This window comes from Flagellimonas iocasae, from assembly GCF_042682725.1.
GTDB classification, from domain to species: domain Bacteria; phylum Bacteroidota; class Bacteroidia; order Flavobacteriales; family Flavobacteriaceae; genus Flagellimonas; species Flagellimonas iocasae.
In genome coordinates this window covers 90,357-105,227 of the sequence record NZ_JBHUHU010000005.1, presented here as the reverse complement: position 1 = coordinate 105,227, position 14,871 = coordinate 90,357, and the positions used below count along the sequence as shown (strand labels likewise).

Annotated in this window: 8 protein-coding genes; 6 read left to right on the top strand and 2 right to left on the bottom strand. The window is 48.4% G+C overall.

Translation table 11 applies throughout. The annotated features are described in order from the left end of the window. Positions 1 to 36: 36 nt before the first annotated feature. Both ACFSJE_RS14505 and ACFSJE_RS14500 read left to right on the top strand, forming a co-directional pair. The gene (locus tag ACFSJE_RS14505; protein ID WP_161594391.1) at positions 37 to 504 is read left to right on the top strand and encodes a DUF2703 domain-containing protein; all 468 of its coding nucleotides are present in this window, start codon (positions 37 to 39) and stop codon (positions 502 to 504) included. A gap of 565 nt (positions 505 to 1,069) precedes the next feature. Then, positions 1,070 to 2,866: a ParB/RepB/Spo0J family partition protein gene (locus ACFSJE_RS14500; RefSeq protein ID WP_036385939.1), complete on the top strand. Its 1,797-nt coding sequence runs from the start codon at positions 1,070 to 1,072 to the stop codon at positions 2,864 to 2,866. A 129-nt stretch (positions 2,867 to 2,995) separates the two neighbouring features. Here the strand turns inward: ACFSJE_RS14500 and ACFSJE_RS14495 are convergent, their stop codons facing one another. Both ACFSJE_RS14495 and ACFSJE_RS14490 read right to left on the bottom strand, forming a co-directional pair. Next, entirely contained in the window at positions 2,996 to 4,543 is a 1,548-nt protein-coding gene (locus tag ACFSJE_RS14495; protein WP_036379063.1) for a Fic family protein, read from the bottom strand. 201 nt (positions 4,544 to 4,744) lie between these two features. Next, complete coding sequence (locus tag ACFSJE_RS14490) at positions 4,745 to 5,500, bottom strand: SOS response-associated peptidase (protein ID WP_036379062.1); 756 nt, start codon at positions 5,498 to 5,500, stop codon at positions 4,745 to 4,747. Between the two features lie 116 nt (positions 5,501 to 5,616). On the opposite strand from ACFSJE_RS14490, the gene dinB reads away from it, so the two are divergent. From dinB to ACFSJE_RS14470, 4 genes are all read left to right on the top strand, one after another. After that, positions 5,617 to 6,831: a DNA polymerase IV gene (dinB, locus tag ACFSJE_RS14485; protein WP_036379060.1), complete on the top strand. Its 1,215-nt coding sequence runs from the start codon at positions 5,617 to 5,619 to the stop codon at positions 6,829 to 6,831. A 1-nt stretch (position 6,832) separates the two neighbouring features. Beyond that, a complete protein-coding gene (locus ACFSJE_RS14480; protein WP_119618876.1) occupies positions 6,833 to 9,814 on the top strand; it encodes a DNA polymerase III subunit alpha in 2,982 nt (993 codons plus the stop codon). Between the two features lie 246 nt (positions 9,815 to 10,060). Next, the gene (locus ACFSJE_RS14475) at positions 10,061 to 10,369 is read left to right on the top strand and encodes a DUF6660 family protein (RefSeq protein ID WP_081894468.1); all 309 of its coding nucleotides are present in this window, start codon (positions 10,061 to 10,063) and stop codon (positions 10,367 to 10,369) included. Positions 10,370 to 10,493: 124 nt separating this feature from the next. Then, on the top strand, positions 10,494 to 14,867 hold the full coding sequence (locus tag ACFSJE_RS14470; protein WP_119646830.1) for a CusA/CzcA family heavy metal efflux RND transporter: 4,374 nt from the start codon (positions 10,494 to 10,496) through the stop codon (positions 14,865 to 14,867). Positions 14,868 to 14,871: the final 4 nt, after the last annotated feature.

Below are 14,871 nucleotides of genomic sequence, written 5' to 3'. Positions count from 1 at the left end.
CTTAGGGGTAAACTTTAATCTTAAAAACGTATGAACATGGAAGTAAAGACAAAAAATGCATTGAGAGTGACCCTTTTTCAAGTGGGAATGCCAACAACTGGGGAAGGTACTTGCTCAGCCTGTGATTCTGTTCAAGGTGTATTGCTATCGGCGATTCAAGAAGTTCAAGAACTCTTTGATCATTTGAACTGCGAAATCTTGTTCAGTTCAACCATGATTAAAACGATAGAGGAAGCCGAAAAAGCCCATATTGTTGCTTCCCCTACCATAAGGGTCGGCAACCTCGATTTCCATCCTGAACATTTGGAAGACAGTCCGGAAGCCAGGGAATGGGTTTGGAATGGAGCTACAATGGGAGAACCCAATAAAGAAATCTTAATCGAGGTATTGCTCAAAGGCTATTTTGAACCCAAAAATGACCATGGGGAAATAACCTTGTCCCCTTACATTCTAAAACACTTAAAAGGAGAAGTGACCGCGGATTCCAACTGCGGATGCCATTGATGAATGATTGGGTGAACCGCCTTAGGTTCTGTTAGATGAGATTTACCTCATACAAGAAAAGACCTTATTAAGCTCATCGGAAACGATGGGCTTTTGTTTTACCTATTTTTTGAATTTGGCAATCTTCCCAGTAGTATTTCATTACCGTTCAATACCCCAATGCCGTATCGTCCCCTCGTTTGTCCGCCCCGCCCTCAAATAAGTCATTTTCAGGACTAGGACGGCGGATACGCTTCCCATAACCTAGGTTCGTGCCTGATTGATATTGTAGCCTTTGGTTTTTAGGGTTCTATGGGTTTTCAAAGAAAAACCTTCGGTTTCAAACATGCGTACAAGGGATATCCATCTAAGGTTTGGAACTATAATACCCTTATGGGCCTTCTGGAGGGGTAGATTTCTTTTTTATCTTCCAATAGTTTTCGAAAGATAAGCCCGCAAATGGTTTGTCGGACAAGGGACATAAAGCCGTTCCCCTGTCACTTTTTATTCCGTTTCCTTGCCACTCCAAAAATTTGTCTTCCGCTTGGTTTCCGCTCAAATATTGTTTAACCAAAATCCAAAGATCATGGAAGCACAAACAAAGAAGAGAGCGACACGTAAAGCAGGTAACAACCAAGGTTCAAAGTCGGAACAAACCAAAACTGTGGAGAAGGTGGAAAACGTTCCACAGATCCAGTTGTTGGGAATCGATTCGGTTTTCCCGGACCCAGACCAACCCCGAAAAACCTTTGATGAGCAAAGTCTCAATCATTTGGAACAGAGCATTGCCGAACATGGGGTGCTGCAGCCGATCACCGTACGAAAATCCGACGAAGGTTTTATCATCGTCATGGGTGAGCGAAGGTATCGTGCCAGTAAATTGGCAGGATTGACCACTATCCCTGCCATGGTAAGGGACTATAGGGACACTGAGATTCTGGAGGTCCAGATCATCGAGAACCTACAGCGCAAGGATGTGGAACCCACGGAGGAGGCCGAGGCCATCCAATTTTTGTTGGATCGTTACGAACCCGGGGAGATTGCAAAACGTCTGGGCCGATCTGAGAACTATATCCGGCAACGCATCAAGTTGGCAGGATTGATCGAGGGATTCAAGGCCTTTATCCGCAGTGGGGAAATGACCCTCTCCCTAGGGGTGGCCGTGGCCCTTTTTGAACCCGGAGAACAACTGATGCTGTTGGAAAGCCTAGAAGACGAATTCCAGGAACATCGGATCAAACGGATGATCGAAAGCCGCACCTTCGATCTGTCCAAAGCCCCTTTTGGGTTGTCGGATAAGACGTTGCTTCCCAAAGCCGGGGCTTGCCATACCTGTCCCTTCAATGCTGCCAATCAGGGCAATTTGTTCGGTGATGGGAAGATGGTCTGTACCCGGACCTCCTGTTTTGAGAACAAAAAGACCAAGACCTTTATGCAGCTATTGAAAAGCGTGAAAAAGGAAGGATTGAAACTGGTGCCCAACATCAACAAATACCGGGTGGACGAGGAACGCAACCAATGGGTCATGGCCCAAATGGAAAAGGAGGGCCTAGCGGTGCATTTGACCAATGGGCTGGACATTTTAAAGGAGCCCATAGAACCTACCATGAATCACATTAGGGAGGAGCACCGACACTATGAATATACCGAGGAAGAGTTGGGTGAATTCCTGAAAGAGGCCCTGGAATCCTTCACGGAGGAAAAGGAGGCATGGGACAAGGCCGTGGACCTTGGATTTGAAAAGGGTATCCTGCTGGAAACGGACACCTATTTGACCCGGCCGGTATTTGTGAAGGTCAGGGAAGAAACCCATAGTGGAAGTTCAGGTACCAAGGCCTTGGAGCAACGCAAAATGTCCGAGTGTACCCCGGAGGAGCAGATCATCAAGATCAATACACGGGAATTGCGGAAAAAACAGATCGAGAACAACAACCAGTTCAAGGAAGTCGTGGACATGATACGTGAGACCGATTATATCAACCTGAAAAAGCCTTTGTCCACGGATGAAATGGTGGCCATTGCCATTTCCCTGTTCGAGAACAACATCGGGTATTATAGCCAAAGGGAACATTTTGGGGAATTCTTCGGCGAGGATTCCAAGTTATCCGATGGGGAACGGGTGGCCCGGTTCAAACAGGGTTTCAAAAAGGAGACCTTGTATAAACTGCTCCGGTTCCTGTTGACCCGACAGGTACACCTTGGGGAAAGCAACCACTCCAATGATTTGACCAACCGATCCTTTTATGTGGCAATGCAATCCTTTTACAAGGAGAAGATTTTGGGAATCGAAAAATCCTATACTGAAAAGCGTCAAAAACGGGAGGAACGGATCAAGGAAAGGGTGGCCAGTTTAGAACGGCAGGCCAAAATATTGGAGGGATAGGGCTTCCAAATGGTACAAAAGAAGGGTTCGGGAAAGCGAACCCTTTTTATTTTGGTCGAACCATGCCGGTGTCCTACCACAGATAGGGATTTGAATAGTTAGGGAACCCAAACTGGGTCAGGTTACCCATCAACCTTGGAAAATACTTTGGAATGAATCTTCAATTTCCTGGATTTCAGCATCTGTCAATTCCGCAAATTCCTTTTCCCTTCTTTTTTTGGACAATATACCTTCATTCTGGTTCAGAAACTTGATCAAAAGATCGACTTTGGTATCCGGTAAGGTCACACGGGCATTGATAAGGTTTGTCATCCGATCGTATTTTTCCAAATAGTCCAATTCTTCCGGTATGATCCTTTCAATGGTCTCTTCCACACAGGTATACAGGAATTCCGCTTGTTTGGTCAAATCAAAGTACCGGTATAGATCAATGGTTTCGTTCAGGATATCGATGTTATGGTCTTGTGTTTCCTCCCATTCGATCAAATCGACCCTTGGCGAGGAAAAATGCTCCAGAATATCCTGATATTCATCAATCCGTTCCAGAATGGCAGAGGATATGGGGAATATCATACCTCTCTTGGTATACCCCATCCGGGTAAGCAAATGGTGGATGATATAGCGATGTATCCTCCCGTTGCCATCGGATAGGGGATGGATAAAAACAAAGCCAAATGCGATGGTGGCCGCGGCCAATACAGGATTGTACCGAGACTTCTGCAACAGCTCGTTCGTGCCGAACAACCCTTGCATCAAAAGAGGAAGGTCCTTGGCCTTGGCAGAGATGTGGTCGGGCAAGGGGGAGAGGGTCTCCCTATCGTGCTCCCCAATAAAGCCTTCCCCGGTCCTGATGCCCATATGCCTCAGTTTTTTGTTGCCGATGACAATATGCTGTAACCGTTCGATCTCCTGTATGCCCAAAGGGGACTTGCCCGATTGGCCTATGGCTTTTCCCCAATTCCTTGCCCGCATGCTCGGGGGATGTTCCCCTTCTATGGCAAAGGATGCCTTCGAGTCCTTCAACAATAAAAAAGCAGCGGTCCTTCGAATAAGATCCTTGTCCCGTTTGCCCAATCCCTTTTCGATGGTTTCAGATAGGTCCTTGGCAATATACCCATCCAGTTTTGCCGTCCGTCGGATCATCGGGCAGTACCCCGGGACCCCGGGCAGGTTGTTCTTGACGCGATGCCGTGTGGAATTCTCGGGCTCGGCCGTATATTGTAGGTTGGGGTCCACCACCGTTACATAAGTGCCCTTGTTCAGGTTCGGTACGTCAAGGGTTATTCCGGTCAGCCATTCGTATAGAAACCACGCCCTTCTAGTGTATTGCCCCGTGGGCTCCTCTTCCAACATTTGGTGTATGATGGCATCCCCGGTCAACTCGAAAAACCTTTTGAGGAGATATAGGTCCAAGGGCTCGTATTTAAGGGCAAAGACCAAATGGCTTTTCAGGTCGTCCTTGGGTTTGTGCCTTATGGTGAACACTTGCCATTGGTCCGTATCGTAGCGTTGGTGCTTCTCCGTTGCCATGGCCAATATATCAGGCAGGGGAACCGCTACATCAAATTGATTCTCCATTGTGGCAATCAAAAGGGACTGACCTACCAAGAAACCTTCCTCAGGTAAGGTGCGGCCATGAAAAACCGTTATTTTCTGTGAAAAATCATTATTTTTCATATGATGACGTGAAATATAATGACAAATATACCATGAAAAACAATTACTTGGCGTGAAAAACGATGATTTTTATATATTTTTCATGAAATATAAGTACATCTGTCTGGGTTGACCGTTGAAGATCTTGCACTTCCGGGGCTAGCGAACCCTTAATGGGGGATATTCCCTGTCCGTACCCATGAACATGGTCAAAAGGAAAGGTCAATAGGGTATGGACACCTCTTCGTAGTCCACTTTTTCAATGATGCCCGGATAGTTGGAATCCACACTTCTACTATAGAGGTCCTTGGTGACGGGATAGGCTTCCAGATCACCTTCCCATAGATCGTCATCGATAAGATCTTGAACATCTGATTTATTGTTGCCGTTATGTAACCAAGCATCCAAGTTTTCATCATCAATGATGACGGGTCGCCTTTTCTTTTCATTGTGGATTTCCTCGAACATGGGGGTGGCGTCCTTGGTGAGTACGGCAAAGGTCCTCCGTCCATCGGCCGTGTTGGTATAGATGCCCGCTAGGTATATGGGGTCGCCGTTCTTTCTATGGAAATAAAACGGAACTTTAAAATCCTTTCCCTTGACTTTCACTTTCGTATTGTGTGGTTCGAAGAATCCGTCCACGGGAATGATACAGCGTTGGTGCTCCCAACAGTACCGGTACACGAAGTGGTCAAAGAGCTTTTCGGATTTGGCATTCAGTCCCCCAAAGGTTTTTGGGTTCTTGAAATACTCCGTGTAATTTTCCTGCTTTTCCTTTGGGGGCATGATGCCCCACATCGCAGGGAGCATATTGTAGGGCTCTTCCTGGCCCAAAGTCCACATCACAGGATGGCTCCAGCCGTTGGCGTGGAAATAAATGAGTTCCAGGTCGGTGTCCAGGTCACCGTACATGGCCTTGACAGAAAGGAGTTTTTCCAGCTCCTTCCGTTCCCGGGTCTGTCTGGTCGAGTAACACATGTTGAGGTTGAATTATGCCGTATTAAGATAGGCAAAATTGTTAAAGTTTTGAAACGGGTTGTTCCTTTCCGTACATTTGGATATTTTCCAAATTATAGGAATAAATCCAACATTTTATGAAACCCACCATTCTCCATATCGATCTGGATACCTTCTTCGTCTCCTGTGAACGACTACTGGACAGCCGTCTGATGAAGCGGCCCCTCTTGGTCGGTGGGTTGGGGGACAGAGGGGTGGTCGCGGCCTGTAGCTATGAGACCCGGCGTTTTGGGGTGCATTCAGGGATGCCCATGAAAGTGGCCCGGAGGTTGTGTCCGGAGGCCACTGTGATTAAGGGCAATGCAGGGACCTATATGAAGTTCTCGGACAATGTGACCGAGATTATCAAGGAGAGTGTCCCGGTCTTTGAAAAGGCCAGTGTGGACGAGTTCTATGCCGACCTTTCCGGGATGGACCGTTTCTTTGGCTGTTACAAATACGCCTCGGAAATTCGACAACGGATCTTGAGGGAAACGGGATTGCCTATTTCCTTTGGACTCTCCCAGAACAAGGTGGTCTCCAAAGTGGCCACCGGGGAGGCCAAGCCCAACAACCAGATGAAGATCGATCTTGGACTGGAGAAAGAGTTCCTGGCGCCTTTACACATTCGTAAACTGCCCTCCGTGGGGGAGAAAACCTATGGGCTTTTGTCCAATATGGGGGTGACTACCATACAGACCGTACAGCAACTGCCCTTGGAGATGCTGGAAAGCGCCTTTGGGTTGCATGGACGGACCATCTGGATGCGGGCCCAGGGGCTGGACAATTCCCCCTTGCTCCCGTTTCATGAACGGAAGTCCATTTCTACGGAACGTACCTATGGAAAGGATACCACCGATATGGTCAAACTGGAGACCACCTTGTTCGCCATGGCCGAGAACCTGGCCTACCAACTCCGAAGGGCCAATAAGATGACGGGCTGTGTGAGTGTGAAGATCCGGTACAGTGATTTCAAGACCTACACCAAGCAGAAACGGGTTCCCTATACTTCTGCGGACCATGTGTTGGTACCCTTGGTGAAGGAACTCTTTACCTCCCTTTATGACCGAAGGATGCTCATCCGACTCGTGGGTGTCAACTACAGTCATATCGTAGGGGGGCATTACCAGATCGACCTGTTCGCGGATGACGAAAAACTGCTCAACCTCTATCAGGCCATGGATCGTGTACGGAATCGATTTGGGGAATCCAGTTTGATGCGGGCCTCGGCCATGGGGGCCCATAGTATAGGAAGAGGCGGAAACCCCTTTGACGGACAACCACCCATCTTATTGGCCCATAGACAACAATAGCATGTACTTGAACTGCCATACCTATTATTCCTTGAACTACGGGGTGCTTTCCGAAACGGAGCTCTTGGAGTTGGCCTGTTCCCATGGGGTGGAAACCTTGGCCCTGACCGATATCAACAACAGTTCGGCAGGGATGAACTTTGTGCGACTGGCCCATGAGCAGGGAATACGTCCCATTCTGGGAATCGATTTTCGCAACGGGAACGTACAGGAGTTTGTGGGCCTGGCACAAAACAATGAAGGGTTTCGGGAGATCAATGCCTTTCTATCCGAACATTTGCATAAGGGAACATCCATTCCCTCCGTGGCTCCAATATTCGAACATGTCCATGTCATCTATCCCTTCGAGAAGATCCAGGAGGAGGAACGGACAGACTTCCGAGCTTATGAGTACATTGGGGTATCCGTCGAAGAGCTCCGGAAATTACGGTTCTCCCGGTACCGGGATTATACCGATAGATTGGTGTTGTTACAGCCCGTGAGCTTTCGTAACAAAAAGGATTTCAATACCCATCGGTTGCTTCGGGCCATAGGATTGAACACACTGTTGAGTAAACTTCCCCAGTCCGAGGAGGCCAGACCCTCTGATACCCTTCGGTCCATGGAGGAACTAAAAAAAGCCTTGGTTGATTTTCCGCATATCTGGGAGAATACGCAGCGGTTGATGGACTCCTGTACCATTGCCTTTGGGTTTGGAAGTGAGCGGGTTTCCCAGAACCAGTCCCGTTTTTTGGCGTCCAAGGCCTTGGATGTGGAGCGGTTGCGGGAACTGGCATTGGATGGGCTGCCTCGACGCTATGCCCATCCCACGGAAAAGGTCAAGGAGCGGATGTTCCGGGAACTGCGTACCATTCAGGAACTGGACTTCGTGTCCTATTTTTTGATCAACCATGATATCGTCTCCTATGCCAAGTCCAAAGGGTATCCCTATGTGGGCAGGGGGAGTGGGGCCAACAGTCTGGTGGCCTACCTAATTGGGATCACCGATGTGGATCCCATTGAACTGGACCTGTATTTTGAACGGTTCATCAATCCCTTTAGGGCCTCCCCTCCGGATTTTGACATTGATTTTTCCACCTGGGACCGGGACGATGTCACGGCCTATATTTTTGAACGTTTCGAGCATGTGGCCCTATTGGGAACCTACAACACCTTTAAATACCGGGCCGCTGTTCGGGAACTGGGCAAGGTGTTCGGTCTGCCCACCGAGGAAATCGATAAGCTCAGTGCAGGTCGGTATGAGCAAGGAAGCTTGGACGAACTGGCCCGATTGGTGCTGAAATACGCCACCTATATCCATGGGATGCCCAATTACATCAGTGTGCATTCCTCGGGGATCTTGATTCTGGACCGTTCCGAGCATTACTATTCGGCCACGACCCTGCCGCCCAAAGGGTTTCCGACGGTGCAGTTCGATATGATCATTGCCGAGGATGTAGGCCTGTTCAAGTTCGATATCCTTGGGCAACGGGGATTGGCCAAGATCAAGGAGGCGGTTGAGGTGATCAAGGACAACCGACCCGATGCCATGCTTTGGGACATCAAGAGCGTGGAGGCCATGAAACAGGATGCCAATATCAATCGGTTGTTGAGCCAAGGAAGGGCGATAGGGGCCTATTATGTGGAATCCCCAGCCATGCGGGGGCTGATGAAAAAGCTACGGACCCATGACTACTTGGGACTGGTGGCGGCCAGCTCCGTGATCCGTCCAGGGGTATCCTCCTCGGGGATGAAGGATGAATATATCCGCAGGGAGCGGGAACCGGAACGCCGCAAGGAGGCCAATCCCATCCTGTTGGAGATCATGCCGGAGACCCATGGGATCATGGTCTATCAAGAGGATGTGCTCAAGGTGGCCCATCTCTTTGCAGGACTCGACCTAGGGGAGGCCGATGTGTTGCGACGGGGGATGAGCGGAAAGTTCCGTTCCCGGGAGGAATTCCAAGCAGTGAAACTCAAGTTTTTTGAAAACTGCAAACAAAGGGGGCACGATGCTGCCTTGACCCAAATGGTCTGGGAACAGATCGAGAGTTTTGCGGGTTATGCCTTTGCCAAGGGACATTCCGCTTCCTATGCCGTGGAAAGCTACCAGAGCCTGTATCTGAAATGCTACTTTCCCCTGGAATTTATGGTAGCCGTGCTCAACAATAGGGGAGGGTTCTATGATACAGAGCTCTATGTCCATGAGGCTAAGATGTGGGGAGGAATTATCCATCCGCCCTGTATCAACCGCAGTGATCATGTCAATGTCATCTATGGGAAGCACATCTATTTGGGGCTGGGGCAGCTTCGGAGTTTGGAACGTTTGGTCATCCAACGCATTTTGAACGAAAGGCAACTCCATGGCAAATTCCGAGATTTTGATGATTTTATCGACCGTGTCCCCATTGCCATCGAACAGTTGACCATCTTGGTGCGTATCGATGCCTTTCGTGTCTTTGACGTGCCCAAGAAGCAAGTGCTTTGGCAGGCCGTGTTCAAGACCAAGGCCCATCGAAAGGAAACTATCCAGAAACTGCTCTTTAAACCCAACCACAGGCATTTTACATTGCCGAATTTACCTTCCCATCCTATTGAGGATGCCTACGACCAAATGGAACTTCTGGGTTTTCCACTATGCGGGTATTATGAACTTATGGACGGCAAAGTGAAGAGTAGGCTGACTGCCGGTGATTTTGAGGCCTATGTCAACCAAAGGATCTGGATCTATGGTTCCCTAGTGCATACCCGATTGAACACCACATCCAAAGGGGACACCATGCGCTTTACCACCATGCTCGATCTGGAAGGGCACTTTTTTGACTGTGTACACTTTCCACAAACGATGGCATCCACACCCATTCATGGAAAGGGCATCTATTTATGCCACGGAACGGTGACCGAAGAGTTCGGGCATTTCAGTCTGGAGGTGGTTACGACCGTCAAACAACCCTTGAAACCTGACCCGAGACAAGTGGGATCGGGAGCGCTATTGGCCAAATAAAAGCGAGTAAGGACGTATTCCGATCAATACTGCGCAAAGATAAACCCGGAAAATATTTCTCGGGAAAGGGACGGCATAAGGCCGTTGCCGATGTCACTTTTTTCATACTCTAGTAATGACCTGATATTTTAGGGGGAAAACTCCAATAATGAAGTTTGGAACTACTTTTTATTGGTCCAAAAAGAGTTCCTTTTAAGAACCATTCTTTGCAATAGAGTTGCACTTGGATTTTTTTATCTTTGCCCCGTGAAATTTTTGACAATCATATTAACAATATACTTCTTGGCGCTCAACGTGGTGCCTTGTAGTGATTCAGGGAATGCCTCTGACGATTGCCAAACTGTTTCGGTAGTCGATTCTGACGGCGACCAAGGTGACGATTGTGAACTTTGCTCGCCTTTCTGTCAATGTCATTGTTGCCACGTTCACACCATAGATTTTGGGCTTGTCGCATTTGAACCGTACCAGCCAGAAATCCCAGACGAATTCTTTGCCCATTTTGATGACCTCGGCAAGGATATTCCACCTTCTCTTTTACAGCCCCCTCGGGCATGATCCAGTTTTTATAGGATAAAACTATCCTGTTTTGACGTGACTTTTTCATGGTTACGTCAATATCGTGCGTTGCTTTTCATCAATGCGCCCAGTAAGAATATAAACTGAATCAATACCCTTGTCCATGATCAACAGAATCATTGATTTTTCAATCAATAACAAATTTATTATAGGTCTGCTGACCCTCGCATTGATTGGTGCGGGCGTTTATAGCATGACCCAAGTTCCCATCGATGCCGTACCGGATATCACCAATAATCAAGTACAGGTCATTACCCAATCACCCAACCTGGGAACGGAGGATATAGAACAATTTGTAACCTATCCCGTGGAAGTTGCGATGAGCAACCTACCCAATGTCAAGGAAATCCGCTCTGTTTCCCGTTTTGGGCTTTCTGTGGTGACCATTGTATTTGACGATGAGGTGGGCACTTATTTGCCCAGACAACTTGTAGCCGAAAAACTGCCCGAGGTTCAGGAACAGATCCCTTCTGGCTTTGGCAAACCCGTTATGGGGCCAATTTCAACGGGATTGGGTGAAATCTACCAATATACCCTTGAAGTAGATGATGAACATCAAGGTGAATATTCGGCAACGGAACTGCGAACGATGCAGGACTGGATTGTACGGAGACAGATGGCCATGGTACCCGGCGTGGTCGAGGTAAACGCCTTTGGCGGAAACAAAAAGCAATACGAAGTGGCGGTTGACCCGGACGAACTTCGCGCCATTGGTATTACCATTACAGAAGTGTTCTCGGCCCTTGAAAACAACAACCAGAATACAGGTGGGGCCTACATCGAGCGTAACCACCAAGCCAACTTCATTCGTGGTGAAGGGCTGGCCAGGACCATATCGGATATTGAAAACATGGTGGTCAAGGCCGTTAATGGCATTCCCATCAAAGTGAAGGATATAGGTAAGGTAAGCATGGGAAGTGCGGTACGCTATGGTGCGCTTACCAAAGATGGAAAGGGCGAAGCCGTGGGCGGAATGATCTTGATGCTCAAAGGGGCAAATTCCAACGAGGTGATCGAGAACGTGACCCGACGTGTGGAACAGATACAACGGTCCCTTCCTGAAGGGGTGTCCATCAAACCTTTCCTTGACCGTAGCGAATTGATCGCCGAGACAACAGGCACGGTAACGGGGAACCTTTTGGAAGGTGGGCTTATCGTGATCTTCGTGTTGGTCTTGTTATTGGGAAATTGGCGTGGCGGACTCATTGTGGCTTCGACCATACCCTTATCCCTATTGTTTGCCTTTATTCTGATGAATGTTTTTGACGTATGGGCAAACTTGATGAGCTTGGGGGCAATCGATTTTGGAATCATTGTGGATGGTGCGGTGATCATCGTAGAGGGCACCGTTTTTTTAATGTACTCCTATGTGGTCAAAAAGAATGGCGTTAGTGCAGAAACACGGGATGACATCGCCGCCAAGGCCTCCAAAAAAATGATGAACGCCGCTTTCTTTGGCCAGCTGATCATTCTGATCGTGTTCCTGCCCATTTTGGCCTTGGAGGGTGTCGAAGGGAAAATGTTCCGGCCCATGGCCCTTACCTTCATTTTCGCCATGATCGGGGCCATGCTATTGTGTCTTACCTATGTGCCCATGGTTTCGGCATTGTTCCTACGGCCGCCAAAATCCAAAAAACAATCCTATGGCGATAGGTTCGTGCATTGGATTGAGCAGAAATATGAACCGTTGTTGACCAAATCACTTTCCAAGGCCAAAGTGGTCGTAAGCATTGCCATTGCCATTTTTGCCATTGCCATTTTCGTCTTTACGAGAATGGGCGGTGAGTTTATCCCGCAATTGGACGAAGGTGATATTGCCTTTCACGCGATCTTGAAACCCGGCAGTTCCCTGTCGGAAACCATCGAAACCACGACAAAGATTGAACGTATCGTGAAGGCCGAATTTCCCGAAGCGGAAACCGTTCTCAGCCGTATCGGTGTCGCCGATGTACCAACGGACCCGATGCCCATGGATATCGCCGATGTCTTCGTTATCCTCAAACCAACGGATGAATGGACATCTGCAGAAAGCAAGGATGAATTGGTGGAAAAAATGAAGGAGGCCATCAGTATCGTTCCCGGTGTGAATTTTGAGTTTACCCAACCTATAGAAATGCGCTTCAACGAATTGCTTACGGGTGTTCGTGAGGATGTGGCCATTAAATTGTTCGGGGAAGACCTCGGCATATTGGCAAGCAAGGCCGAGGAAATGGGGGAAATCATTGCCACCGTTCCCGGTGTGGCAGATATGAAAGTTGAGGCCACGGACGGCCTGCCACAAATCACCATTGACTATAACCGCAATAAATTGGCACAGTACGGTCTAAAGATCGAACAGCTCAATAAAGTGGTACAGGCCGCCTTTGCAGGAGGAAAGGCGGGCGTAATCTTCGAGGGTGAAAAACGGTTTGACCTGGTCGTAAGACTTCAAAAGGAAAACCGGCAAGGCATCGAGGACATCCAGAACCTGTTCATCAACCTGCCCAATGGTTCGCAAATCCCATTACGGGAAATTGCCGAGGTAAGTTATGAACCCGGCCCGATGCAGATAAGCCGTGACAATACCAATAGGCGGACCTATGTGGGCATCAATATTCGCGACCGTGATGTAAAATCCGTTGTAGAGGATATCCAAGAAAAATTGGATGCCCAGTTTGACCTGCCCACAGGATATTACATTCGGTATGGTGGTGCTTTCGAAAATCTGGAACGCGCCAGCAATAGATTGCAAACTGTTGTCCCTATTGCCTTGTTCCTGATTTTCATATTGATTTATTTTGCGCTAAAGTCCTTTCCACAGACCTTGATGATCTACCTCGCCATCCCGATGGCCACCATTGGCGGTGTGTTCGCCCTCTGGTTAAGGGATATGCCCTTTAGTATTTCCGCGGGGGTCGGCTTTATCGTGCTTTTTGGCGTGGCCGTTCTGAACGGACTCGTCATGATAAGTGGTCTCAATGAACTGAAGGAAGAAGGCGTGACCAATCTTAAAGGTAGAATTATAGAAGGCACCAAAAGACGGATTCGTCCCATTATGCTCACGGCCTTTACGGATATTTTAGGGTTTCTTCCCATGGCCGTTTCGGCTTCGGCCGGGGCAGAGGTACAGCGACCTTTGGCCACCGTGGTCATTGGTGGCTTGATAACTTCGACCCTCTTGACCCTCTTTATCCTACCCATCTTTTACCAATGGGTCGAGGGACGTTCGGAACGGATGAGGAAACCCGACCCGAAATGGGTTACCCCTGTGGTCATGGTCCTTCTTTTGTTCGCCACCGCACTGCCTGCCAAAATGCATGCGCAAGAAGGTTTTGAAAATGCACGGCAGATCCAGCCTAATGATTCACTGCCCGCTATTTCATTGGAAGAGGCGGTGGAAGTTTCCAGGAAAAACTACCCGCTGTTGAAAGCGAAACAATGGGAGGTCCAAAAACAAACCGCCCTAAAAGGTATGGCTTACGACCTTGGCAATACCCAAGTCTTTACAGGTGGCGAAGAAATTGCGGACGGACAAGGAATTTATACCTTGGTTGGGGTTGGACAACAGAATATCGACCTGTTGGGCATCAGTGCAAAAAGGCGTTTGCAGAGACAACGCATCGCTTTGGCCGAGACAGCTCTTGACCTTTCCGAACTGCAAGTGGAACAGGAGGTCAAAAAGGCTTGGTCAGAAGCCTATCGACAACGACAGAAATTTGAACTGTACCGTGAACTGGATTCCATTTATTCACAGTTTAAAAGAGCAATAGAACTCAACTTCAAGGTAGAGGCCATTTCCCGGCTGGAATATTCATCGGCCACAAATCAGGCCTTACAAATCAACAATCAACTGCAACAGGCCGAAAGTGATTATGCCATTGCCCTGCAAAAGCTCAATCTTTGGTTGGTTTCGGACATCTACTATTCCGTTCCAGAAAAACTTGATGAAAGTGCGGTAACGGTTTTGGGATGGGAAGGGGATTTGGGAAAACACCCAGAGCTGGAACTTTCACAAAGGCGCATCGAGGAGGCCGAGGCGACATACGATGCAGCACGGGCTGACTTGCTGCCTAAGTTCAACCTTCAGGGCGGACTGCAACAGGTCAATGGTGATAGCGGGTTCTACACCTATCAAGCCGGCATTTCGGTTCCTTTGTTTTCAGGTGGACAGCGTAGTCAAGCCAAGGCCGCCAAAATTGAAAGTGAAATCGCAAAGACCAATGCGGATTATACCAAACGCCAGCTGCAATCCGAATATCGGCAGGCGGTGCAAGCCTATCAGAAATGGAGCGCATCGTGGCAATTTTATAGGGACAAGGCCTTGCCGCTTGCCCAAGAGCAGCGCAGGGGAGCATTGTTGGCCTACGCGGAGGGTGCGGTGGACTATGCAGCGTTCACACAGATTATTCGGGATGCCATAAACACGGAAATGGATGCACTTGACGCTCTTGACAACTATCTAGAATCAGTATTTGAATTACAATATTTTAAACAATAGACAA